Annotated in this window: 18 protein-coding genes and 1 pseudogene; 8 read left to right on the top strand and 11 right to left on the bottom strand. The window is 69.1% G+C overall.

Annotation, left to right across the window (positions count from 1 at the left end; all coding sequences use genetic code 11):
• Positions 1 to 137: 137 nt before the first annotated feature.
• Both OG828_RS33510 and OG828_RS33505 read right to left on the bottom strand, forming a co-directional pair.
• Entirely contained in the window at positions 138 to 1,388 is a 1,251-nt protein-coding gene (locus OG828_RS33510) for a deoxyguanosinetriphosphate triphosphohydrolase (protein ID WP_328364878.1), read from the bottom strand.
• Positions 1,389 to 1,449: 61 nt separating this feature from the next.
• Positions 1,450 to 2,202 carry a sirohydrochlorin chelatase gene (locus OG828_RS33505; protein WP_328504985.1) on the bottom strand — a complete coding sequence of 251 codons (753 nt, stop codon included), beginning with the start codon at positions 2,200 to 2,202 and terminating at the stop codon, positions 1,450 to 1,452.
• A gap of 757 nt (positions 2,203 to 2,959) precedes the next feature.
• Between OG828_RS33505 and OG828_RS33500 the strand changes: the two genes are divergently transcribed.
• Positions 2,960 to 3,571: a SanA/YdcF family protein gene (locus OG828_RS33500; RefSeq protein WP_328372398.1), complete on the top strand. Its 612-nt coding sequence runs from the start codon at positions 2,960 to 2,962 to the stop codon at positions 3,569 to 3,571.
• On the opposite strand, the gene OG828_RS33495 is transcribed toward OG828_RS33500, so the two are convergent.
• From OG828_RS33495 to OG828_RS33485, 3 genes are read right to left on the bottom strand one after another with little or no spacing between them, the layout of a single operon-like run.
• The gene (locus OG828_RS33495; protein ID WP_328503258.1) at positions 3,558 to 4,325 is read right to left on the bottom strand and encodes an enoyl-CoA hydratase-related protein; all 768 of its coding nucleotides are present in this window, start codon (positions 4,323 to 4,325) and stop codon (positions 3,558 to 3,560) included. The two genes, OG828_RS33500 and OG828_RS33495, sit on opposite strands and share 14 nt — an antisense overlap.
• Before the next feature lie 18 nt (positions 4,326 to 4,343).
• A complete protein-coding gene (locus OG828_RS33490; protein ID WP_328364872.1) occupies positions 4,344 to 5,612 on the bottom strand; it encodes a hypothetical protein in 1,269 nt (422 codons plus the stop codon).
• On the bottom strand, positions 5,609 to 7,123 hold the full coding sequence (locus OG828_RS33485) for an amino acid adenylation domain-containing protein (protein WP_328503257.1): 1,515 nt from the start codon (positions 7,121 to 7,123) through the stop codon (positions 5,609 to 5,611). Before OG828_RS33485 ends, OG828_RS33490 begins: the two co-directional genes overlap by 4 nt.
• Before the next feature lie 365 nt (positions 7,124 to 7,488).
• Between OG828_RS33485 and OG828_RS33480 the strand changes: the two genes are divergently transcribed.
• Positions 7,489 to 9,582, top strand: coding sequence for a molybdopterin oxidoreductase family protein (locus OG828_RS33480; RefSeq protein WP_328504984.1), 2,094 nt, complete (start codon positions 7,489 to 7,491; stop codon positions 9,580 to 9,582).
• A 9-nt stretch (positions 9,583 to 9,591) separates the two neighbouring features.
• Here OG828_RS33480 and OG828_RS33475 read toward each other — a convergent pair whose 3' ends face one another.
• Positions 9,592 to 10,020, bottom strand: a complete 429-nt coding sequence (locus OG828_RS33475; protein WP_328503256.1) for a gamma-glutamylcyclotransferase family protein — start codon at positions 10,018 to 10,020, stop codon at positions 9,592 to 9,594.
• A gap of 147 nt (positions 10,021 to 10,167) precedes the next feature.
• On the opposite strand from OG828_RS33475, the gene OG828_RS33470 reads away from it, so the two are divergent.
• Positions 10,168 to 11,844 (top strand): M4 family metallopeptidase, encoded by a 1,677-nt coding sequence (locus OG828_RS33470; protein WP_328503255.1) that lies wholly within the window; start codon positions 10,168 to 10,170, stop codon positions 11,842 to 11,844.
• Positions 11,845 to 11,947: 103 nt separating this feature from the next.
• Here OG828_RS33470 and OG828_RS33465 read toward each other — a convergent pair whose 3' ends face one another.
• Positions 11,948 to 13,465 (bottom strand): FAD-dependent monooxygenase, encoded by a 1,518-nt coding sequence (locus OG828_RS33465; protein WP_328503254.1) that lies wholly within the window; start codon positions 13,463 to 13,465, stop codon positions 11,948 to 11,950.
• 156 nt (positions 13,466 to 13,621) lie between these two features.
• Between OG828_RS33465 and OG828_RS33460 the strand changes: the two genes are divergently transcribed.
• Positions 13,622 to 14,260: a TetR/AcrR family transcriptional regulator gene (locus tag OG828_RS33460; protein ID WP_328503253.1), complete on the top strand. Its 639-nt coding sequence runs from the start codon at positions 13,622 to 13,624 to the stop codon at positions 14,258 to 14,260.
• Positions 14,261 to 14,486: 226 nt separating this feature from the next.
• Here the strand turns inward: OG828_RS33460 and OG828_RS33455 are convergent, their stop codons facing one another.
• Together OG828_RS33455 and OG828_RS33450 are read right to left on the bottom strand one after the other, a co-directional pair.
• Positions 14,487 to 14,735: a hypothetical protein gene (locus OG828_RS33455; protein ID WP_328504983.1), complete on the bottom strand. Its 249-nt coding sequence runs from the start codon at positions 14,733 to 14,735 to the stop codon at positions 14,487 to 14,489.
• Positions 14,736 to 14,831: 96 nt separating this feature from the next.
• Positions 14,832 to 15,218, bottom strand: a pseudogene (locus OG828_RS33450) (ATP-binding protein); the annotation flags it as partial.
• Between the two features lie 196 nt (positions 15,219 to 15,414).
• Here OG828_RS33450 and OG828_RS33445 point away from each other — a divergent pair.
• The 3 genes from OG828_RS33445 to OG828_RS33435 all read left to right on the top strand — a co-directional run bounded on the left by OG828_RS33445 (position 15,415) and on the right by OG828_RS33435 (position 17,876).
• Positions 15,415 to 16,302, top strand: coding sequence for a helix-turn-helix domain-containing protein (locus OG828_RS33445; RefSeq protein ID WP_328503252.1), 888 nt, complete (start codon positions 15,415 to 15,417; stop codon positions 16,300 to 16,302).
• A 3-nt stretch (positions 16,303 to 16,305) separates the two neighbouring features.
• Positions 16,306 to 16,491, top strand: coding sequence for a DUF397 domain-containing protein (locus OG828_RS33440; protein WP_328503251.1), 186 nt, complete (start codon positions 16,306 to 16,308; stop codon positions 16,489 to 16,491).
• A gap of 209 nt (positions 16,492 to 16,700) precedes the next feature.
• A complete protein-coding gene (locus OG828_RS33435) occupies positions 16,701 to 17,876 on the top strand; it encodes an acyltransferase family protein (RefSeq protein WP_328503250.1) in 1,176 nt (391 codons plus the stop codon).
• 379 nt (positions 17,877 to 18,255) lie between these two features.
• Here the strand turns inward: OG828_RS33435 and OG828_RS33430 are convergent, their stop codons facing one another.
• Positions 18,256 to 18,813, bottom strand: a complete 558-nt coding sequence (locus OG828_RS33430; protein WP_328503249.1) for an RICIN domain-containing protein — start codon at positions 18,811 to 18,813, stop codon at positions 18,256 to 18,258.
• A gap of 722 nt (positions 18,814 to 19,535) precedes the next feature.
• Between OG828_RS33430 and OG828_RS33425 the strand changes: the two genes are divergently transcribed.
• Complete coding sequence (locus tag OG828_RS33425; protein ID WP_328503248.1) at positions 19,536 to 19,877, top strand: hypothetical protein; 342 nt, start codon at positions 19,536 to 19,538, stop codon at positions 19,875 to 19,877.
• 106 nt (positions 19,878 to 19,983) lie between these two features.
• Here the strand turns inward: OG828_RS33425 and OG828_RS33420 are convergent, their stop codons facing one another.
• Positions 19,984 to 20,601, bottom strand: coding sequence for an NADPH-dependent FMN reductase (locus tag OG828_RS33420; RefSeq protein WP_328503247.1), 618 nt, complete (start codon positions 20,599 to 20,601; stop codon positions 19,984 to 19,986).
• Between the last annotated feature and the right edge of the window lie 45 nt (positions 20,602 to 20,646).

Below are 20,646 nucleotides of genomic sequence, written 5' to 3'. Positions count from 1 at the left end.
CCTCGGGGGTCTGGGGGTTTCCCCCAGTTGAACACTGCACGGTGCCGCCACATGCGAGCGTCCCGCACGCAGCGTGATGGGGGAAGAGGGAGTGGCCCGATCAGGCCACGGAGGGTCACATTCGGGCTTGATTCACCTCACTGCCGTCCCGTGAGCCTCTGGTGCAACGACCGCGCCGACGCGTCCGTGAGCGACGCGATCTGGTCGACGATCACACGTTTGCGGGCGCGGTCGTCGGGCGCCCGGTCGAACAGTGCGCGGAACTGGGGGTCGAGTCCGTCGGGCGCGCGGGTGGTGAGCGCGTCGGCGAGTTCCGCGACGACGATGCGCTGGTCGGCGCGGAGACGTTCCTGTTCGGCGCGCTGCATGACGTACCGGTCGGCGACGGCCTTCAGGACGGCACATTCGAGGCGGACCTCGCGCGGTACGACGAGTTCGGCGGCGTATCTCGTCAGGCGGCCGGTGCCGTACGCCGCGCGCGTGGCGGCCTCGGCGCCCAGGCAGAAACGGCCGATGAGCTGGCTGGTGGCGTCCTTGAGGCGGGCCTGGGCCACGGCCGTGCCGTCGTAGCCGTGCGGCCACCAGTCCTCGTCCAGGAGACGGTCGAGGGCCTCGGCGAGTTCGGCGGGGTCGGTGTCCGAGGGGACGTAGCGGCCGATGGCGACCGCGAAGACCGCCTGCCGTTCCGGTTCGGCGTGCAGGCAGTTGGGGTCGATGTGGCCGGCGTGCAGGCCGTCCTCGACGTCGTGCACGGAGTAGGCCACGTCGTCGGACCAGTCCATGACCTGGGCCTCGAAGCAGGTGCGGGTGCCGGGGGCGTCCTTGCGGACCCAGTCGAAGACGGGGCGGTCGTCGTCGTAGACGCCGAACTTCCGGGACTTGGGGTCGGCGGGGTGGGCGCCGCGGGGCCAGGGGTACTTGGTGGCCGCGTCGAGGGCTGCTCGGGTGAGGTTGAGGCCGACGGAGCCTTCGGGGGTGAACCGTTTGGGCTCGATGCGGGTGAGGAGCCTCAGGGACTGGGCGTTGCCCTCGAAGCCGCCGCAGTCTTCCGCGAATTCGTTGAGGGCCTGTTCGCCGTTGTGGCCGAACGGGGGGTGGCCGAGGTCGTGGGAGAGGCAGGCGGCTTCGACCAGGTCGGGGTCGCAGCCGAGGGCTGCGCCCAGTTCTCGGCCGACCTGGGCGCATTCCAGGGAGTGGGTGAGGCGGGTGCGGGGACTGGCGTCCCAGACCGAGGAGCTTCCTGGCGTGACGACCTGGGTTTTTCCCGCGAGCCTTCTGAGCGCGGCGGAGTGCAGGATGCGGGCACGGTCGCGCTGGAAGGCCGTTCGGCCGGGGCGCTTGTCCGGTTCGAGGGCCCAGCGTTCGGTTGACTGCAGGTCGTACGGCATGACTCGACAGTAATCGCCGGTGGTGGCGAACGGTGTGCGCCTTTGCGTCTGCCGAGTGCGGTTAGCTTGCGAGTGCGGGTTGTGGGTGGCTGGTCGCGCAGTTCCCCGCGCCCCTTGCGTACGTCCAGTCAGCCTGCGTTTTCAGTGACTCGTCGTAGCGGTGCAGGACCAAACGGGCCATTGCCGGGTGGGTGCCCAGGGGGGCCGACGCTATCCATGGGGCTGCCTCCGCGCACTGGGTCGCGAAGTGGCCGGGGGCCGTGAAGTAGCTCGCTACAGCCACCCTGCGGCAGCCTCGGGCCGTAAGCGTCTGTACGGCTTCCTCCACCGTCGGCTTCGCTGCCGACGCGTACGCGGGGACCACCGGTACGCCCAGGCGGTCGGCCAGCAGCTGTGCCGTAACGCCCGTGTCTGTTGCCGCGTCGGGGTCGCGGGAACCTGCTGCGGCCAGGACGACTCCGGTCTTTTCCGCGCCCTTGCGCCGCCAGCCCGCCTCGGTCAGGCGGTCGTGGAGGGCGTCCACGAGGAGGGGGTGGGGGCCGAGGGCGGTGGCGACGCGGGTGCGGGCCGGGGCTGCGGCGGCCATGTCGGGGATGTCGCGCTTGACGTGGTAGCCGCGGCTGAGGAGGAGCGGTACGAGGACGGCATCGGAGGTGCCGAGGGCGGCGAGGGTGTCCGGGAGCAGGGGCTCGTTCAGCTCGATGTGGCCGAGACGGACGGGCAGGCCGGGGCGCAGTTCGCGGACGCGGTCGACGAGGGCGGTGACCGTGCGCAGGGTGCGCGGGTCGCGGCTGCCGTGGGCCACGAGGACCAGGGCCGGTGCCGGAGGTGGCGTCGTCCGCCCGGAGGGCGGGCCGGGCGGCGTCTGGTGCGTGCTCTCGGCGTGCCAGGCGGAAGCTCTCGTACTGGATGTACTTGGGCTTTCGCCTGGTGCGGCGAGTGGGGGTCCCCCCGGCCGGAGGCTGGGGGAGCGTGCCAGGCGTCGCCCGGCAGGCGCCACCTCCGGCACCGGCCCAGGTGCGGGCGGCTCGGGGCGTCGCCTGCCGTCGCGGGAGACGAGGCTGAGCTGGTCGGCGAGCTGGCTGGTGATCCGGTTCATGATGTGCGCCGTACTGTCGAGGTGGGCCCCGTGCGGGAGGGTCGTGGACTCGTCGTGCAGTGGTTTCGACGCCGTCATGAACCGATGGTGGCGGCAGGAGGTTGCCGCCCCGTTGCATGGGCGTCACGGGTCTTTTCGCGGGGTTCACGGTGGGGGGCATGGGGTGTGTGAGGTGGCGTGACCTGCGGTTTCGATGCGGGGAGTGAAGGTGGTCACATGGCCGGGACCGAACCGGAGCGGCCGTTCGGGACGTCTGTGACTGTCGAGAACCCACCAGGGAGGGACCGTGAAGGTGCGCAGACCCCGTCTGCCGCGTAGCCCCATTTTTTGGCGTTCGCCTACGGGGCGCTCCAGCCGGTGTCGAGAGGGCGATCGTGCTCAGCCCTTCGGGCCTCCGCGCGTTCGCCCTCTCGACACCGGCGCGCCCCTTCGGCTCACTCGTACCGGGCAGCGGCGGCTGGTGCAGGCCGTGATGCTCGGGTGTGTGCTGGCGCTGCTTCCCGCGACGTGGATGTACGTGGTGGCCGGCGACCGGCTGCGGACCACGGCGGACGTGCCCCGCACCGAGGTCGCGGTCGTGTTCGGCGCGGGTCTGTGGGACGGCGAGCCGTCGCCGTATCTCGCGCACCGGCTCGACGCGGCGGCCGAGCTGTACCGCGAGGGCCGTATCGAGGTCGTCCTCGTCACCGGCGACAACAGCCGCGAGGACTATGACGAGCCCGACGCGATGCGCACCTATCTGACCCGGCGGGGCGTGCCGGACGCGCGCATAGTGAGTGACTACGCGGGGTTCGACACCTGGGACTCCTGTGTCCGCGCGAAGAAGATCTTCGGGGTGGACCGGGCCGTGCTGATCAGTCAGGGCTTCCATATCCGGCGCGCGGTCGCGCTGTGCGATGAGGCGGGGGTGTCGTCGTACGGCGTCGGGGTGGACGACGTGCACGACGCGACCTGGTACTACGGCGGCGTCCGGGAGCTGATCGCCGCGGGGAAGGCCGCCGTGGACGCCGTGTTCGAGCCGGACCCCCGGTTCCTCGGACCGCGGGAACCGGGGGTGGCTCGGGCGCTCGCTAGCGCCCGGTGAAGTGCGGGGCGCGTTTCTCCAGGAACGCGCTCATGCCCTCCTTCTGGTCCACGGTCGCGAACAGGGCGTGGAACACCCGGCGTTCGAAGCGGATGCCGTCGCGCAGGCCGGTTTCCATGGCCTGGTTCACGCATTCGCGGGCCGCGGTGACCGCCGCGCGGCCGTACGAGGCGATGGCCGCTGCCGCTTCGAGGGCCTCCGGCAGGACCTGGTCGTCGGAAACGACGCGGGAGACGAGACCGCAGCGTCCAGCCTCCCGTGCGTCCATGGTGCGACCGGTGAGGATCAGGTCCATCGCCGTGGCCTTGCCGACCAGCCGGGTCAGCCGCTGGGTGCCGCCGATGCCCGGGATCACCCCGAGCTTGATCTCCGGCTGGCCGAACACCGCCGACTCGCCCGCGATGACGACGTCGCACATCATCGCCAGCTCACAACCACCGCCCAGGGCATGCCCGTTGACGGCGGCGATCTTCGGCGTACGGAGGTCGGCGAACTCCTCCCACGCCGCGAAGTAGTCCTCCGCCGCCATCTCCGCGGCCGACTTCCCCGCCATCTCCTTGATGTCGGCGCCGGCGGCGAACACGCTCTCCGAGCCGGTGACCACGAAGCAGCCGACCTCGGGGTCCGCGTCCAAGGGGCGCAGGGTGTCGAGGAGTTCGGTCAGCAGCTCGGTGTTCAGTGCGTTGAGCACGCGCGGCCGGTGCAGTCGGACGGTCACCACTCGGCCGTGCCGTTCGACTTTCAGGTTTCTCATGCGGAATCCCTTCGACGGTTACGAGTCCCAGATCGCGCCGTACGCCGGAATCCCGCGCCGCTCAAGCCCGTGTACGACCTGCCAGGTGAGCTTCTTGTTGGAGATGCAGATCACCGCCTCGGCGCCGAAGTCGCGGTACGCGGCGTACGCGAGGCGCACCATGTCGGGCTTGCCGTGCCGGGAGGTGTCCCAGATGACGGCCTCGGGCTGGACGGCGAGGATCTCGTCGGCGAGCGCGTCGCCGTAGGTCGTGCGGGGGTCGCGGGTCGCCCAGACCAGGCGGGAGGGCACCTCGGCGGCGAGGAGATGGGGCAGGCAGGGGCCGATGCCGCTGCCGGTCGCGACGTAGATCACCTTCTTGAACAGGACCTCGATGTTGGCGACCCCGGCCGTGGTGATGCCCTTCACCCACACCTTGGGCGGCAGGTCGTCGATGAACGAGCCCGTCCAGTCGCCGGCCCGCGAGATGGTGAGCCGGAAGCCGGGCTCACCGGGGGCCGGGACGTTGGCGAAGGAGTGCCATTCCCGTAGCGGGCTGCGGCTGATCGCGGTCGAGGAGCCCGCGAAGGGGGTCTCGCCGTGGTCGAAGCGGGCCAGTACGACGTGGCGGGAGGGGCGTTCGAGACGGACGGCGACCTTGCGGAGCCGTAGCCAGGGCAGGGCGACGCTGAAGGTGACGACCGTGAGGACGGTGACGGGTATCGGCCCCGGCGTGGACATGAGCGTGTGCGTCCAGAAGAGGGCCAGGGCCGTCCATCCGCCGAAGCGGTGGATCTTCTCGAAGTGGTCGTGATGGCGGGAGCGGAAGGGCGGCAGGGCGGCGGCGACGATGACCGTGAGGAGGGCGATCAGGGTCCAGCTCACGGTCCTGAGCGGCGTACTGGCCGGCCCCTGGGTCGTGCTGATCGTGAGCGCCAGGAACCAGCCGGTCCCCGCCAGCGCCCCGCCCGCGTGCAGTCCGCCGAAGTGGTACACCTTCCCCAGCGTCCAGCGGATCTTCAGTGGCCAGTGCGTCGGCGCCCAGGTCGCCAGCCGGAAGAAGAGGTTGATGACGTACTGCTGTCGTACGACGACGGCGAGCGCGAGGTTGGCGAGGGCCGCGTGGCCGAAAGTCTCGCTCGACAGGGGCCAACGGGCGTACAGGAAGACGAGGTTGGCCAGGATCACCAGGGCCGCGAGCCTGTTGTAGTGCATCAGGCGTGGGTGCTTGAGCAGGCGGCGAGGGCCCGACAGAAGCGGGGGCAGCTCGGTGGTGTCCTGCCGGGTCCGCGGAGGTGAGGTGGTCATCGGGCCACCGCCATCCGCTCTTCGGCCATCCGCAGCAGCGCCGTTTTGTCGATCTTGCCGCGGTCGGTCTCGGGGAGGACGGGCAGGGGCAGGACCTCGTCAGGCACGCAGTAGTACGGCAGGGCGTCGGCGACAGCGCCGCGGGCGGTGCCCGGGTCGACGTCGGCGGGGCAGACGAAGGAGACCAGCGTGCGGGCGTCCCGCTTCAGGGTCACCGCGCGCCGGCAGCCCGGCACCGACTCCAGCACCGAGGACACCGAGTCGAGCTCGACGCGGAAGCCGCGCACCTTGACCTGGTCGTCGGTGCGGCCGAGGTGTTCCAGTTCGCCGTCCGAGGTCCAGCGGCCGAGGTCGCGGGTGCGGAACATACGGCGACCACCGCCGAGGAAGGGGTCGGGGGCGTATCTCTCGGCGTTGAGCCGGTCGTCGCCGAGGTATCCCGCTGAGACGCAGTCACCGCCCGCCCACATCTCGCCGATCTCGCCGATGGGCAGCGGACGGCGGGCGGCGTCGAGGACGTAGACCGTGTTGTTGGGGGTGGGCCGGCCGATGGTGAGGAGTGGGTCGGCCGGGTCGTGGCGGCGCATCGTGTTGACGATGGTCGTCTCGGTGGGGCCGCAGCAGTTGTGGAAGGCGGCGCGGGCGGCCCAGGCGTCGGCGAGCGGACGCGGGCAGGGTTCGCCCGCCACCGCGACCGTGCGGACGCGAGGGCAGGCTGCCGGGTCGATGCCGGACAGGACGGTCGGCGTGGCGATCAGGACGTCGGCCGTACGGGCCGCCGCCGCGATGTCCTTGCCGCGGATCACGAGGGTGCCGCCGTGGGCGAGGCAGCCGAGGATCTCCCAGGCGGCCATGTCGAAGGCGATGTTGAGGAGTTGGGCTACCCGGTCGCCGGGGCGGATGCCCAGGTCGCCGGGGGCGGTGAGGAGGATGTTGGCGACGTTGCGGTGGGTGACCTTCACGCCGTTGGGGCGGCCGGTGGTACCGGAGGTGAACAGGACGTAGCAGCCGTCGTCGGGGCTGGTGTGCGGGCGGGGGAAGGCCGCAGGGGGCAGGGGTGTGTCCAGGGCGATCACGCGCGGGCCCCGCGGAATGCGGGCCGCGTGTTCCGCGACGGTGAGGACGACGCGGGTGCTGGCGGTGCGGACGACGTGGGCGAGCTGGGCGGGGGGCGCGAGAGCGATGTCCTGGGGGACGTAGGCGGCGCCCGCCTTCAGGATGCCGAGCAGGCCGACGAGCATCGGGAGGGAGCGGCGTACGAAGAGGCCGACGCGGTCGCCGGGCCGTACGCCCTCGCGGGCCAGGCGGGCGGCGAGCGCGTCGGCCTGGCGGTCCAGCTCGCCGTAGGTGATCAGCGCGCCCTGATGTTCGGCGGCGACGGCGTGCGGGGTGGCCGCGGCATGCCGTTCGACGGCGCGGTGGACGAGGGGGTCCGGGACGGGAACTGTGGGACCACGACCGTATTGCCGGAAAAGGTGCTGGTCACGAGGGGTCAAATGGCGCAGGGGCATGACTCGGAGACCTCCTGGCTGTTTCGCTTGACGGGCTGTTTCGATGGCGGTTACTGCCTTGCCGGATCCGGGATGAGCGGCGGGCATGCCCGGTATGTCGAACGCCGTGCGGAGTCGCGCGAAGGCCCGACTGTAGGGGCCTTTACTCCAACACTCAACAACCTGCGACCGGCCAACTACAGTACGGAACGAGCCACATGTGGCGCCTTTCACACCAAGGGCACCTTGCGCACCGCCCGGCGGCGTCTCAGAGGCGGGCTGCCGTGCGCCTCACGTCGGTCCGGCGGCGGCGGGGAGGTCGCCGTCCCGGCCGTGTAACAAAGAGCCGACCCGACCCGTAACAAGGACGAAGCATGCTGAATGACATGCAGAACTCCGCGACGCCCACGCACTGCCCGTACTGCGCCCTGCAGTGCGGCATGAATCTGACGCCGGCCCCTGACGGGACCGTCGAGGTGACCGAGCGCGCGGACTTCCCGGTGAACCGGGGTGCGCTGTGCGGCAAGGGCCGTACGGCGCCGGCGGTGCTCTCGTCCCGGGTGCGTCTGACCTCCCCGTTGGTGCGCTCCGAGGGCAAGCTCGTGCCCGCCTCCTGGGACGAGGCACTGGACCGGATCGCCGAGGGGCTGTCCCGCACGCGCACGGAGCATGGCCCGGACGCGTGCGGGGTCTTCGGCGGCGGCGGACTGACGAACGAGAAGGCGTACACGCTCGGCAAGTTCGCGCGGGTGGTGCTGGGCACCTCGCAGATCGACTACAACGGGCGCTTCTGCATGTCCTCGGCGGCGGCAGCCGGGATGAAGGCGTTCGGCCTCGACCGCGGCCTCCCCTTCCCGCTGGAGGACATCCCGAAGACGGGCTGCGTGATCCTCGTCGGCTCGAACCTCGCGGAGACGATGCCGCCGGCGCTGCGGTTCTTCAGCGAGCTGCGCGAGAACGGCGGCACGCTGATCGTCATCGACCCGCGCCGCACGAAGACCGCCGAGCAGGCGGACCTGCACCTGGCGCCCCGCCCCGGCACCGACCTCGCGCTCGCCCTGGGCCTGCTGCACCTGGTCGTCGCCGAGGGCCGGGTGGACGAGGAGTACGTGCGTGAGCGCACCGTCGGCTGGGAGGAGGCGCGGGCTGCCGCGATGGCGCACTGGCCGGAGTACGTGGAGCGGATCACCGGCGTCGATGTACCCCAACTCCGCGAGGCCGTAAGGATGTTCTGCGAGCCCGAGGCCGCGATGGTGCTGACCGCGCGCGGGCCCGAGCAGCAGTCCAAGGGCACCGACACGGTGGGCGCGTGGATCAACCTGTGCCTGGCGACCGGCCGGGCGGGCCGCCCGCTCTCCGGCTACGGCTGTCTGACCGGGCAGGGCAACGGACAGGGCGGGCGCGAACACGGCCAGAAGGCCGACCAGTTGCCCGGCTACCGCAAGCTGACCGACCCGGCGGCGCGGCAGCACGTGGCGGAGGTGTGGGGCGTGGACCCGGACTCGCTGCCGGGTCCGGGGCGGAGCGCGTACGAGCTGCTGGACGCGCTGGGCACGGATATCCGGGCGTTGCTGCTGATGGCCTCCAACCCGGTGGTGTCGGCGCCGCGGGCCGCGCACATCGAGGAGCGGATCAAGTCCCTTGATTTCCTGGCCGTGTGCGATGTCGTGCTGTCGGAGACGGCGGCCCTCGCGGACGTAGTCCTCCCCGTCACCCAGTGGGCGGAGGAGACGGGCACGACCACCAACCTCGAGGGCAGGGTGTTGTTGCGCCGGCAGGCGATCACCCCGCCCGACGGCATCCGCAGCGACCTCGACGTCATGCACGAACTGGCCGACCGGCTCGGCGTGGAGAAGGGCTTCCCGACCGACCCCGAGGAGGTCTTCGAGGAGCTGCGCCGGGCGAGCGCGGGCGGCCCCGCGGACTACTCCGGCATCACCTACCGCAGGCTGATCGAGGAGAACGGGGTGTTCTGGCCGTGCCCGACCCCGGCGGAAAGTTCTGACGCCGGCGACCATCCCGGCACCCCCCGCCTCTTCCTCGACCGCTTCGCCACTGACGACGGCCGCGCCCGCTTCGTCCCCGTCTCGCACCGGGCGATCGCGGAGGAGCCGGACGACGAGTACCCGGTGCTTCTGACGACCGGCCGGGTCGTGGCCCAGTACCAGTCCGGCGCCCAGACGCGGCGCGTGGACGAGCTGAACGCCGCGGCGCCGGGGCCGTTCGTGGAGCTGCATCCGCGGCTGGCCGAGCGGCTCGGAGCGAAAGAGGGCGACCGGTTGGCGGTCGTGTCCCGGCGGGGCAGGGCGGTGGCCCCCGCGCGCATCACGACCACGATCCGCCCGGACACGGTCTTCATGCCCTTCCACTGGCCGGGCGAGGGCCGCGCCAACACGCTGACGAACCCGGCGCTGGACCCGACGTCGCGGATGCCGGAGTTCAAGGCGTGTGCAGTTCGTCTGGAGACGGTGAAGCCGTAGTAGCCCGGTTCAGCGCCGGGCGGCCCGCCAGTCCCCGCCCTCGATGAGCTTCCCCCGCGCCCGCAGTCGTACGGCGACTGCGGGCGCCGCGACGTACACCCAGGCGCGTACGGCCGTCCCGTCCGCCTCCCGCGTGACGTCACGCGCGACGCGCTCGTAGAGGTTGCGCGGGTCGCCGGGGGTGTACTCCTCCAACTGGTCGAGGGCGGCGAGGAGTTCGCCGTACCGGTCCGGGAGGGCGGTGACGAGTTCCCCGCACACGACACCGGCTCCCGCGTCCTCCACGGCGTACGGATATCCGGGCCCGGCGTAGAGCAGCGCGCCCGTGAGCCGTGCCGGCTCCTCGGCCTCGGTGCGGCCGCGCAGGAAGAGGTCGTGGTTGGGCTCGCCGGGGCGGAGGGTGCCGTAGACGAAGAACGGAAGTCTCGCGGATCTCACAGAAACGATTCTCTCTCCTCACACATCTCCTCATCAGCGCCATGGACATGGCAGGTCAGCGGCCCTTGAATCGCAGGACCGCAGAAACGATCACGCCCCCGTCCCCACGCGCCCGCCCCAGGCGCCTGCGCCTCCCTGAGGAGACCCATGAGCCGTATACGCATACGGACACGGACCGGAACCCGGACCCGGACCATCCGAGGTCCCCGTCTCGCCGCGGCCGGCACGGCGGCCACCGCAGCCGCTCTGCTGGCCGCCGTCCTCTCCCCCACGGCGGACGCCACCGACAGGCCGACCCGTGCAACCGCTGTCGAGAACGCGGCAGCGGCGCTCGCCGAGCACGCGACGTCGCTGGGTGTCACGTCGGCGACGGACACGAAGGTGCGGGACGTGATCGTCGATTCGGACGGCACGCAGCACGTCCGCTACGACCGGACGTACCGTCATCTCCCGGTGCTGGGCGGCGACTTCGTCGTCCACCTAGCCCCGGACGGCACGTATCGGAGTGTCTCGCGCGCGACCCGGCAGGCGGTGGCCCTGCCGAGTGTGACACCCAAGTTGTCGGGCCCCCGGGCCGCGGACCTGGCGGCGAACGCGCTGCGGGCGGCCAACTTGGGCGAGACGCTTCGCAAGTTGACGTCGAGGCCGCAGCTGGTCGTCGACGCCCTGCACGGCGCCCCGAAACTGGCCTGGCGGACGGACGCGACGGCTCAGGACTCGCTCGGCAACCCGGTCGCCCGCACGGTGCTGACCGATGCCGTCACGGGTGAGCAGATCGACGCGTGGGATGTCTTGGAGACGGCGACGGGAGACGGGGAGTCGCTGTATTCGGGGACGGTGCCGCTGGAGACGACGGCGTCCGGATCGACGTACGCGCTCAAGGACCCGACGCGCGGAAGCACGTACACCGGCGACGCGGCGAACAAGACCGACCTGTGCCTGCTGACGACGATCTGCCTCAGCCGCGCCCCCTCCACGGTGTTCACGGACACCGACAACCACTGGGGCACGGGCACGACGACCGACCGCGCGTCGGCGGCGGTGGACGCGCAGTACGGCACCGACGTCACCTGGGATTACTACGAGAACATGCACGGGCGTTCCGGCATCCGCGGCGACGGCGTGGGCTCGTACAACCGCGTGCACTACGGGACGCGGTACAACAACGCCTTCTGGGACGACAGTTGCTTCTGCATGACGTACGGGGACGGCGACGGGACGCAGCTCGGTCCGTTGGTGTCCTTGGATGTGGCCGGGCACGAGATGTCGCACGGGGTGACATCGGCGACGGCGGCGCTGACGTACTCGGGCGAGTCGGGCGGGCTGAACGAGGCGACGTCGGACATCTTCGGGACGCTCGTGGAGTTCTACGCGGGGAACGCCAAGGACCCCGGTGACTGGCTGATCGGCGAGAAGATCGTCCGCTCGGGGCTGGGGCGGGACGCACTGAGGTACATGGACCGGCCGTCCAAGGACGGCAACTCGGTGGACTGCTGGAGCGCAGGGACCGGAAAGCTCGACGTCCACTACTCGTCGGGCGTCGGCAACCACTTCGCGTATCTGCTGGCGGAGGGGAGCGGGGCCAAGACGATCGGCGGGGTTGCTCATAACTCGCCTACGTGTGACGGGACTTCGGTCACCGGGATCGGGCGGGAGAAGCTGGGGGCGATCTGGTACCGGGCGCTGACGGTGTATATGACGTCGTCGACGGATTATGCGGGGGCTCGGGGGGCTACGTTGCGGGCGGCTGCTGATCTTTATGGGGATGGGAGTTCGGAGTACGACGCGGTGGGGGCGGCTTGGAGTGCGGTGAATGTGGGCTGAGTTGTGACGCACGCTTCTGGCGTACGGCCCCGCAGCCGGTGGCGCCGATCATCTCCGGCTGCGGGCACCTCCCGTAGCAGCCCGTCCACTTCATGAAAGGACGTCAGAAGACCGCCGGCAGCCCGTCGAGCTCCTTGCTCACCTCGGCTGCGAACTCCGCCCCGTTCCAAGGCTGTTCAGTCGCCCACCAGACGCGCCCGTCGGGACGGATCAGTGCCGCCGTGACGCCGGACCACGCGGGTCCGCCGGTCTCGGACAACCGGCTGGGGTGTACGGAGATGCCGGCCGCCGCCGCCCGTTCGGCCACCTCGCTGTCCACCGGTTCGGTGCCCATGGTCAGGAGCACCGCGCGGCCGTCGTACAGCAGCGGAAACACCCCCTCGCCCTCAGGGTCATGGGCGCGGCCGCCGGTCAGGGGGTGCGCGTCCGGGTCGGCGGGCCGGTAGACGGTGTCGAGCCCGGAAAGCTTTCCGGCCAGCATCCGTGCGAACGCGGGCTCGGAGGCGATGGCCTCGTTCAGCAGGCCGCGCAGTGCGGTGACGTCCGGGGTCAGCCCGCTGATCAGGGCACCCTGGGCCTTGGTGTGCTCGGCCAGCTCAACACCGACCAGGTGGCGTTCGGTGTGGTAGGTGTCCAACAGCTCCGCGTCGGCCCGCCCCTGGACCACGGCGGCCAGTTTCCAGCCGAGGTTCATGGCGTCCTGCAGCCCGATGTTGAGTCCGACGCCGCCGGCCGGCCAGTGGATGTGGGCCGCGTCCCCGGCCAGCAGCACCGAGCCCTTCCGGTAAGCGGCGGCCAGCCGGGTCGCGTTGCCGAACCGGGACAGCCAGGAGGGATCGCGCATGCCGAAATCGGTGCCTGCGATCCGCAGCGAGGCGTCGCGCAGTTCGTCCAGCGTCATGGGGACGTCGCGCTGCTGGTTGGCCGGGTCGTATCCGGTGACGCGGAATCTGCCGCCCGGCAAGGGGACGACCAGGAGGCGGCCGGCCTCGGAGAGGGCTGCGAAGCCGGGGGTCTGCGGCGGGTTGTCGAGAACCACCTCGCCGAGGAAGCCGTAGGCCGAGGTCTCGGAACCGGGGAAGTCGATGCCGGCTTCCCGGCGCACGGTGCTGCGGGCGCCGTCCGCGCCGACGACGTACGGTGCGCTCACCTCGTAGGCGCCATCGGGACCGCTCACCCGGACGGTGACCGACGAGTCGTCCTGGACCAGTGACGTGACCTCGTGTCCGCGCCGGACGACCGCGCCCAGTCCGGTGGCGTAGCGCTCCAGCAGTTCCTCAGTGACGGTCTGCGGCTGGGCAAGCAGGAAAGGGAAGGGGGTCGGCAGCGAACTGAAGTCGACACGGGACTCCAGCATGCCGAAGTGCCAGTTCGGGAGGGGCCGGCCGGCGGCGAGGGCGTCGTGGTGCCGGTTCCGCATGGCCAGCACCTCGATGGTGCGTGGCTGAATGCCGAGGGCCTTGGAGTGCGGACTGCGGCCCTCCTCCCTCTCCAGCACGAGGACGGAGACGCCCGCGAGGGCGAGTTCGTGGGCCAGCCAGAGACCGACCGGGCCGGCTCCCGCGATCACGACCTGGTGGTCCGAGGACCTCTCGGGTGGTGCCTGACGCGTTAATGACATGACGGTTCAACTCCTGGTGGAGAGATTCACGAGGGTTCATCACAACCACTAATGACCATTGGTCATTATGCATGTCCCGGCCGTCGAACGAGCGGCATGTCCCGTGATCAAGCGGCTCGCCGGTGGGCACATGGCCGGAACGGCTAGGGTCAGCGCATGCCCACCGCCGACACTCCCGATCGGCCGCGCCGTGTCCGCAACCCGGAGCTGCACCGCCGGGCCATCCTCGACGCGGCGGCCCGCGCCTTCGCCGAGCGCGGCTACAGCCGGGCCACCGTGCGGGAGATCGCCCGCCGTGCGGGGGTGACACACGGGCTGGTGCTGCGCCACTTCGGCAGCAAGGAGAAACTGTTCCTCGCCGCGGTTCCCGGCACCCGGTCCATCGACAAGCTCACCGAGGACTCCCCCGAGCCCCTGCCCGCGCGCATCGCCCAGGAGTACGTGCGCCGCCTGGAGGCACCCGAGGGCACCGACACGTTCGTCGCGCTCGTACGCGGTGCCGCGGAGGACAAACGCGCCGCCGGCGAGCTGTACATGGCCATGCAGGAACGGACCAATGCGACGTACCGCCGACTCCTGGGCGAGCACGCGCTGGAGCACCGGGTGCCGTTCCTCGCCGCCCTGCTCGTCGGAGTCACCTTCAGCCGGTACGTCATCCGAGCCGGCGCCCTGGCGGAGATGAGCGCGGAACGCTTCACCGTGGACCTCACCGCCTCCATCCATGCGCTGCTCTACGGAGACCCGGAGGCCGGGCAGTCGACAGCGGCGGCGCATACGGAGGTTGGACCGGGCTAGGTCCGGGCCTCTCCGGCGGATCATGCCGGCGTGGCGGGGCCGACTCTCAGCGGCCCGTCAGTAACCCCAGCCCCAACGTCACCGCTGCTCGGGTACGCCGTCGGGCTCGGATTCTGCCCGTACGGATCCTTGCCCGATGGTCCGTGCATCGCGTCCCGGAAGGCCTCGGCGTTGCACATCTTGGCGAGGTGTCGTCGGCAGACCGTGCGTCCGTGATTGCGCCAGCTCAAGCCGCGCCCCGCCGTTCGGCCTCGTCCGCCGCCGGCCGCGCCAGGATCACGTCAGCTTCGGGGGCGGGTACGGCCTGCAGCATCCAGTGCCGCATCACGGCGTGGATGTCATGCACGCCGGCCTCGTTGATGGCTCGGTCGAACTCCTCGCGCCGCTCCTCCGGGAGGGCCGCGCGGATGTCCGGGAGTCTGCTGGGGACCTCGACCTCTACGCCATTGACGAAGGTCGCGAGCGGTTCGGACATCGTCGCCTTCCTTGGAGACCGTAGTTCGCTGGGCTCACGGTAATCCGCCGAGGCTGCTTCCCGTACGACGTCCAGCTCGCACCACACCGATTTGCCGACGGCCCTTTCGCACACGCCCCACCGGTCGGCGACCTCCCGCACGATGAGCAGGCCTCGCCCGAACATGTCGTCGTCCGAGGCGTGGCGCGGGGTTGGGAGTAACTCACCCTTGGGGTCGGAGACGACAATGCGTAGGGCGCGCTCGGTGAGGGCGAGTTCGACTCGGAAGAGGCGGTCGCGCAGGCATCCATGGAGGACTGCGTTGCCGCCGAGTTCGGAGACCAAGAGGGCGGCGTCGGCGGCGAGTTCGGGGTGGCCCCATTCGGTGAGGAGGCGGTGGGCTCGGCGGCGGGCGAGGGTGACGCTTCTGGGGAACGGGGTGTAGTCGAGGCGGTCGTAGTGGAGGGCGCCTTCGGCTTGTTGAGGCTCTTTGGAGACGGCCATGCCAATCACCTCCGGGCAGGGGCAAGCAGCGCCACAGGACAACTGGCGCCACTCTGCGAGCAGTTCGTCACCGAAGGTAAGCGTGGGTGACGATGAAGCGCAAGCTACTCCCGGAGTAATTACTCCGAAGCGTGATTGCAAGGTCCGGGCCAGCACGCCAGACTGACCGCGCAACAACGTCCGGAGGAGCGCCAACGTGACCGCAGGCAAGTCGACACAGGGCTACAGCACATCCACCGTCTTGGGGCGCCGATTGGGCGGCGAACTCACCAAGCTGCGCACAGCTGCCGGTCTCAATCAGACGCAAGCAGGCAAAGCGCTGACCGCGTCCACGACCAAGGTCGCAAAGATGGAAGGCGGCTGGGTTCCCATGCGCGATCCGGACATCCGGGCCTTGTGCGACCTGTACGGCGTCCACGACCCGGGAACGGTCGGCGGACTTCTCGAACTGGCCAAGGTCGACCGTGAGCGTCGTAAGGCCAAGGGATGGTGGGACGACTACACCATCCATGGCGTCATGCAGGAGTACGTCTCACTGGAGAGCGCGGCGACAACCATCAAGGTCTGGCAGCCGGCATTCGTCCCCGGGTTGCTTCAAACGCCCGAGTACGTAAGGGAGTTGAGGCAGGGACCTACAGCAGAGGTAGCCAAGAGCGCGGATCCTGACGAGGAGTTCATCACGGCACGGCTCACGCGGCAGCGGCGCCTCTCCGAAGACCCACCCCTCTCACTGCATGTCGTGATCTACGAAGCAGTCCTCCGAAACTTCCCCGACGGGGCGGCGACAGCCAGAGGGCAACTCGAACACCTTGTACGAATGGCAGAACTGCCGAGCGTCACCCTCCAGATCTTTCCCCTCGGAGGCGGTACGCACCCCGGCCTGAACGGCTCTTTCAACATCATCTCGTTCGCAGCGCCTGGGGCCATGGACGTCGTCTACGTTGAGGCCCCCTTCGTCCAACGCTGGGTGGAAGGCGGAGAGGCCGCAGCCGCCTACGATGAGTTGTTCGAGAAGATCGCCGAACGCTCTCTCAGCGAGCGGGAGTCGGTCTCGTTCCTCCACAAGCTACTCAAGGAACCGTGAGCCGTGCCTGACTTCGATTACCGCAAGTCCAGCTACAGCGACCAGGCGGCCGAGTGCGTCGAAATAGCCACCAACGTCCCCACCACTATCGCGATACGCGACTCCAAGAACCCTGATGACATATCGCTCCAACTCCGGCCACCCACTTGGGCGTTCTTTCAAACGGCCCTTCTCGAGGGGAAGCTATAGCAGAATCGACGCAACCGCACTTTGGCGAGAAGCGGATCGCAAGCCCTACACCAAGAGCAGGCGTAGCTCGTTGCAGCGTGACGCGAAAGTTGAACAGCAGCGAAGCACTGGACGTGAAGATGAGTATGGAACCCCAAACCCCGGCCTCTCCGCCACTAGAGCGATCACCCTCCGTGCTGCCGAGATCACCCGCATCCGGTCCATCGCGGTTGGGCTGGTTGGACGCGTTGCGCGGCATCGCGGCGCTTGTCGTAGTGTTCGATCACTCGTCGTACGCCTTCATGGCGGAGTTCCGGCGGGAGCTGATGCCGGAATTCAACACCAGCCGGTACGGCATCATGGTGTTCTTCCTTGTGAGCGGCTACATCATCCCAGCCTCGCTTGAGCGGCGAGGATGCATCCGGGCTTTCTGGATCGGACGCATATCCCGCATCTACCCGCTGTGGGTGGCTGTCGTCACCGCAGTCCTTGCCGCCAACTTGTTGGGCTTTGCGGAGATTCGCGACTTCGGTGGGCAGAGCGTTGCTACGGCGGCCGTCGCCCATGTCACCTTGCTCCAAGAGCTGCTGGGGACGCCCAATCTCCTTCTTGTCTTATGGACGCTCTCCTATGAGATGGCCTTCTACCTGCTGGTCGTTGCTCTTTTCTCGGTCCAGCTTCACCAGCGGTCAGCAACCGTCGCCGTCACCCTGGCGGTGCTCGCCACTGCAAGCGTGACGGTAGGGAGTGCACTGCCCGTTTCCGCCCTTTCTGGCACGGTCGGCACGGGCCCGTTGGTAGCCGTCGCCGCGATCGCCATGGTGGTCGCCATCTGCTGTGCGAGCACCGGATCACCCGCACTCCGTGTGTTCGGAGCAGTGTTGGGCGGGGTACTGGCGCTCGTACTCGTCACGTGCAACGGCACTGTCCCCATGTGGGAGGGTCTGGTTATCCTTGCCGTGATGTTCCTCGGCACCGCCGTCTACCGGGCCGAGAGCGGTCAGAGCACTTGGCGGTACGCGGCCTGCACCGCCGTCGTTGTGGTGGCTTGCGCTGTGGGGAGCGCGTATCGATACGGTGACGGGTCCCACTTCACACGGCGCAGCTGGATCGTGGCGTTCCTTCTGGCCACGCTCACCTTCGGTGTCGGACTGGCATTGCGCCGACGGCGGATACCGCGCTGGCTGACCAGGCTCGGAACGATCAGCTACTCGGTCTACCTGGTGCATCCGGTACTGCTGGCAGTGACTGACGGCACAATTGGCCGGTGGCGGCAGGACAATCCCATTCTCGAAATGGCGTTCTATGCCGTGCTGCTGCCCCTGTGCATGCTGACCTACCGTTACATCGAAGCGCCGGGCCAGGCATGGGGCCGGAAGCTGGCACGCCGCGTTCAGCCGCCGTGACAAGGATCCTTGCCCCAAGCGTGCCGAATCCCTGCACGGAGCACAGGACGCCCCGGACCGATGAGGTCCGCGGCGTCCTGACGGCAGATTCTGACGGGGGAATTTTTCAGTCCAGTGACCCGCGCCCCCTATCGCGTGCGGTCCGGATTCTCGGATGTCTTGTGTTCCAGCGTCGCCACTGTTCTCGCCGTCCGTTTGCGAGCACAGACCGAAAGCACCTACTGGGCAGCATGCTTTTGGTGGGTGTGCCGAACTCCTAGACGAACTGATCTGCTGGTGCAGCCCGGACGGCGGAGAGAGCGCCGAGCGCCTGTTGAAACGAGCCGGCATCGCGCCCGGCCAGGGGGCAGGAACGAGCCCTCGACGGTTCAATCGTGCATTAATCAGCCGTTATCCAGGCCTGGTTTTCGGCCTGTCTGTCGCACTGGAACTGTGCGGCCTGTGCGCCGTTAGCGGTACTGGCTCCCGAAATACCCAGACACTTGCCACTCTTGCGATTGATCAGTGCGAAGGAGTTGGTGTCCCCGTCGAAGAAGCCGAAATCCCTATGCCAGTCCTGGTTGAGGTCGCTGGACCCATTCGCAATGATGGCAGCCGCGCCGGACGCGGTGCTGGCACCGTCAATGCCGAGGTTTCTCCCTGCTTCGAAGTTCTCGAAGGTGTAGAAGCCGTCGTATATAACGGTGGACCACAACTGAAGGTGGTTCTCGGCATCCCTGGACTGCTGGACAACCCGGGCGCCGTTGGCAGTACTTACCGGCTGCAGATACTTTCCGGATTTGCGGTTCTTGAGCCGACTAGTGGCGGCGATCTGACTGGACTGCGTAGGGTCACTGCTCTGCGGCGACTGGGCGTGAGCGATTACTGGACTGGATAGAGCCAGCAGCACTCCAGCCAACATGGTCGCGACGACATTCCTGGTACGTGCTGTGCGCATGACATTTCCCCTTACGTTGAGTTGTGTTGATGTTGCCGGGAGTACTCAATCAGTCCGACCACAGGATTCGCTAGGCCGTTCGAGCACTTAGGCCGAAAGCGCTTGCTTGACAAGGGCTCCCTACTCTGCACGCCGAGCCTTCGATGCCGGGTCGATCATCACGCATCGAGCTGACTCGGTTTCAGGAGCAGGCTGTCAAGGGTCGTTTTCATCAACGAGTCGTACCTGGACCTGTCGTCCGCGCGGCCGAGTGTGTGGGCGGCGGGCTGGTCAGCGATCATGCGCTGTCCGTGCGGCAGCCGCTCGGCAAAGAGGCCGACGAGATAGCCGAGTTCGACCGGCAGCTGCTCGTGTCAGGGGTCGTGGTCGTGGCACTGGCCGCGTTCGGCAGGGCTCTGCTGGCGAGCCGGCTCAGCCGTGAGCTGCGTACTGCTGCAGCGACCGCGCGGCGGATGAGCCCGGGGAGAACCGGACACCCGTATCGACCATCGGCGACCGCCCCAAACGAAGGAGGAGTTCGCCGAACTCGCCGCCGTCGACACAATGCGGCCTCGCTACAACAAGGGACAAGGCGGAGAGCCCTTCACCGCCGACGTGACGCATGAACTGCAAACCCCGCCCACCAGATTGCACACCGGGGCCGACTCCTCCCGCCGGGGCGCCCGGCCGAGCTGATTCAGGGCCGGGTGTAAGCCCTGCGGACGCTGACCGAGGACCTGTTGGTGGTCGCACGGCCGGACGCAGAGGTGAAACAACCGGGCCTGGAAGTACGACTATTGGGGGAGCTGGTCGCCGGGATCGTCCAACGGGTCGGTCATCCAGTGGAGTTCGACTGGGGCAACGACGCCACGCTCGTGCGGACCGATGCACGACGCTTGGAGCGGATGCCGACGAACCTCGTCGTGAACGCGGGGCGGCACGGGAACGGGCCGGTGGAGGTGGGGGTCAAGGAGCGCCGCGTGATGGCAGGCGATCACGGCGGCAGGATTCCGGAACGGTTGCTGCGGGAGGGGCCGATGCGGTTTCTCACGGGGCGGCCGAGCAGAGAGAGGCGACAGGGCTGAGGCTGACCAATGAGGTGGAGCAGGCGCAGGTGATCGGGGCGGAGGTGCTGTTGCCCAATGCGGAGGGGAGTGGGGCCGTGGCGACGGTCGTACTGCCCGACGGCACCTACCCCGGGTACGGCCACCGCCCCTTGGCCTCCCGCAACGCCCTCCCCCACCACACCAACTGATCCAGCATCGCCTTCGCCGCCGCGTCCGCCGCGGACGGGTCCTTCAGGCGGCCGTTGTCGTCGAAGGACGCACCCGCGTTGTGGAAGGACACTGTGTCCCGGATGGTCACGGCGTGGAGTTCGGCGAAGACCTGGCGGAGGTGTTCCACCGCGCGCAGGCCGCCTGCCAGGCCGCCGTACGAGACAAGGGCCACCGGCTTGGCGCGCCATTCCGTGTAGTGCCAGTCGATGAGGTTCTTGAGGCCGGCCGGGTAGGAGTGGTTGTACTCGGGGGTCAGGACTACGAACGCGTCGGCGGCCGCCAGTTTCGGCGTCACCGTGGACAGTTCGGCGGTGGCCTGCGGGGTCGGGGCGAGGGATGTCGGGAGGGAGATCTCGGCTACGTCCACGACCTGGGGGATCAGGTCGTCCCGGTCCCGGAGGCGGGCGAGCAGCCAGTCGGCGACGACGGGGCCGAAGCGGCCGTGGCGGTTGCTGCCGATGACGAGGGTCAGGTTCAGGGGAGTGTCCTCACCGGACTCGAGAGCGGGATCAGGAGTGGTTTTCGTCTGCATGCCGCCCACCCTCGTATCTCAACCTAACTTGAGGTCAAGGACCGG

It is taken from the genome of Streptomyces sp. NBC_00457 (assembly GCF_036014015.1).
In the GTDB taxonomy this organism is placed as follows: domain Bacteria; phylum Actinomycetota; class Actinomycetes; order Streptomycetales; family Streptomycetaceae; genus Streptomyces.
The sequence above is the reverse complement of the archived record's forward strand: the minus strand, read 5'-3'. Positions and strand labels throughout refer to the sequence as shown.

Bases quoted from the DNA above. Each gene is read 5' to 3' on its own strand.
- OG828_RS33510 (WP_328364878.1), bottom strand. From the start codon at position 1,388: ATGCCGTACGACCTGCAGTCAACCGAACGCTGGGCCCTCGAACCGGAC.
- OG828_RS33500 (WP_328372398.1), top strand. From the start codon at position 2,960: ATGCTCGGGTGTGTGCTGGCGCTGCTTCCCGCGACGTGGATGTACGTG.
- OG828_RS33495 (WP_328503258.1), bottom strand. From the start codon at position 4,325: ATGAGAAACCTGAAAGTCGAACGGCACGGCCGAGTGGTGACCGTCCGA.
- OG828_RS33490 (WP_328364872.1), bottom strand. From the start codon at position 5,612: ATGACCACCTCACCTCCGCGGACCCGGCAGGACACCACCGAGCTGCCC.
- OG828_RS33485 (WP_328503257.1), bottom strand. From the start codon at position 7,123: ATGCCCCTGCGCCATTTGACCCCTCGTGACCAGCACCTTTTCCGGCAA.
- OG828_RS33480 (WP_328504984.1), top strand. From the start codon at position 7,489: ATGCAGAACTCCGCGACGCCCACGCACTGCCCGTACTGCGCCCTGCAG.
- OG828_RS33470 (WP_328503255.1), top strand. From the start codon at position 10,168: ATGAGCCGTATACGCATACGGACACGGACCGGAACCCGGACCCGGACC.
- OG828_RS33465 (WP_328503254.1), bottom strand. From the start codon at position 13,465: ATGTCATTAACGCGTCAGGCACCACCCGAGAGGTCCTCGGACCACCAG.
- OG828_RS33460 (WP_328503253.1), top strand. From the start codon at position 13,622: ATGCCCACCGCCGACACTCCCGATCGGCCGCGCCGTGTCCGCAACCCG.
- OG828_RS33455 (WP_328504983.1), bottom strand. From the start codon at position 14,735: ATGTCCGAACCGCTCGCGACCTTCGTCAATGGCGTAGAGGTCGAGGTC.
- OG828_RS33430 (WP_328503249.1), bottom strand. From the start codon at position 18,813: ATGCGCACAGCACGTACCAGGAATGTCGTCGCGACCATGTTGGCTGGA.
- OG828_RS33420 (WP_328503247.1), bottom strand. From the start codon at position 20,601: ATGCAGACGAAAACCACTCCTGATCCCGCTCTCGAGTCCGGTGAGGAC.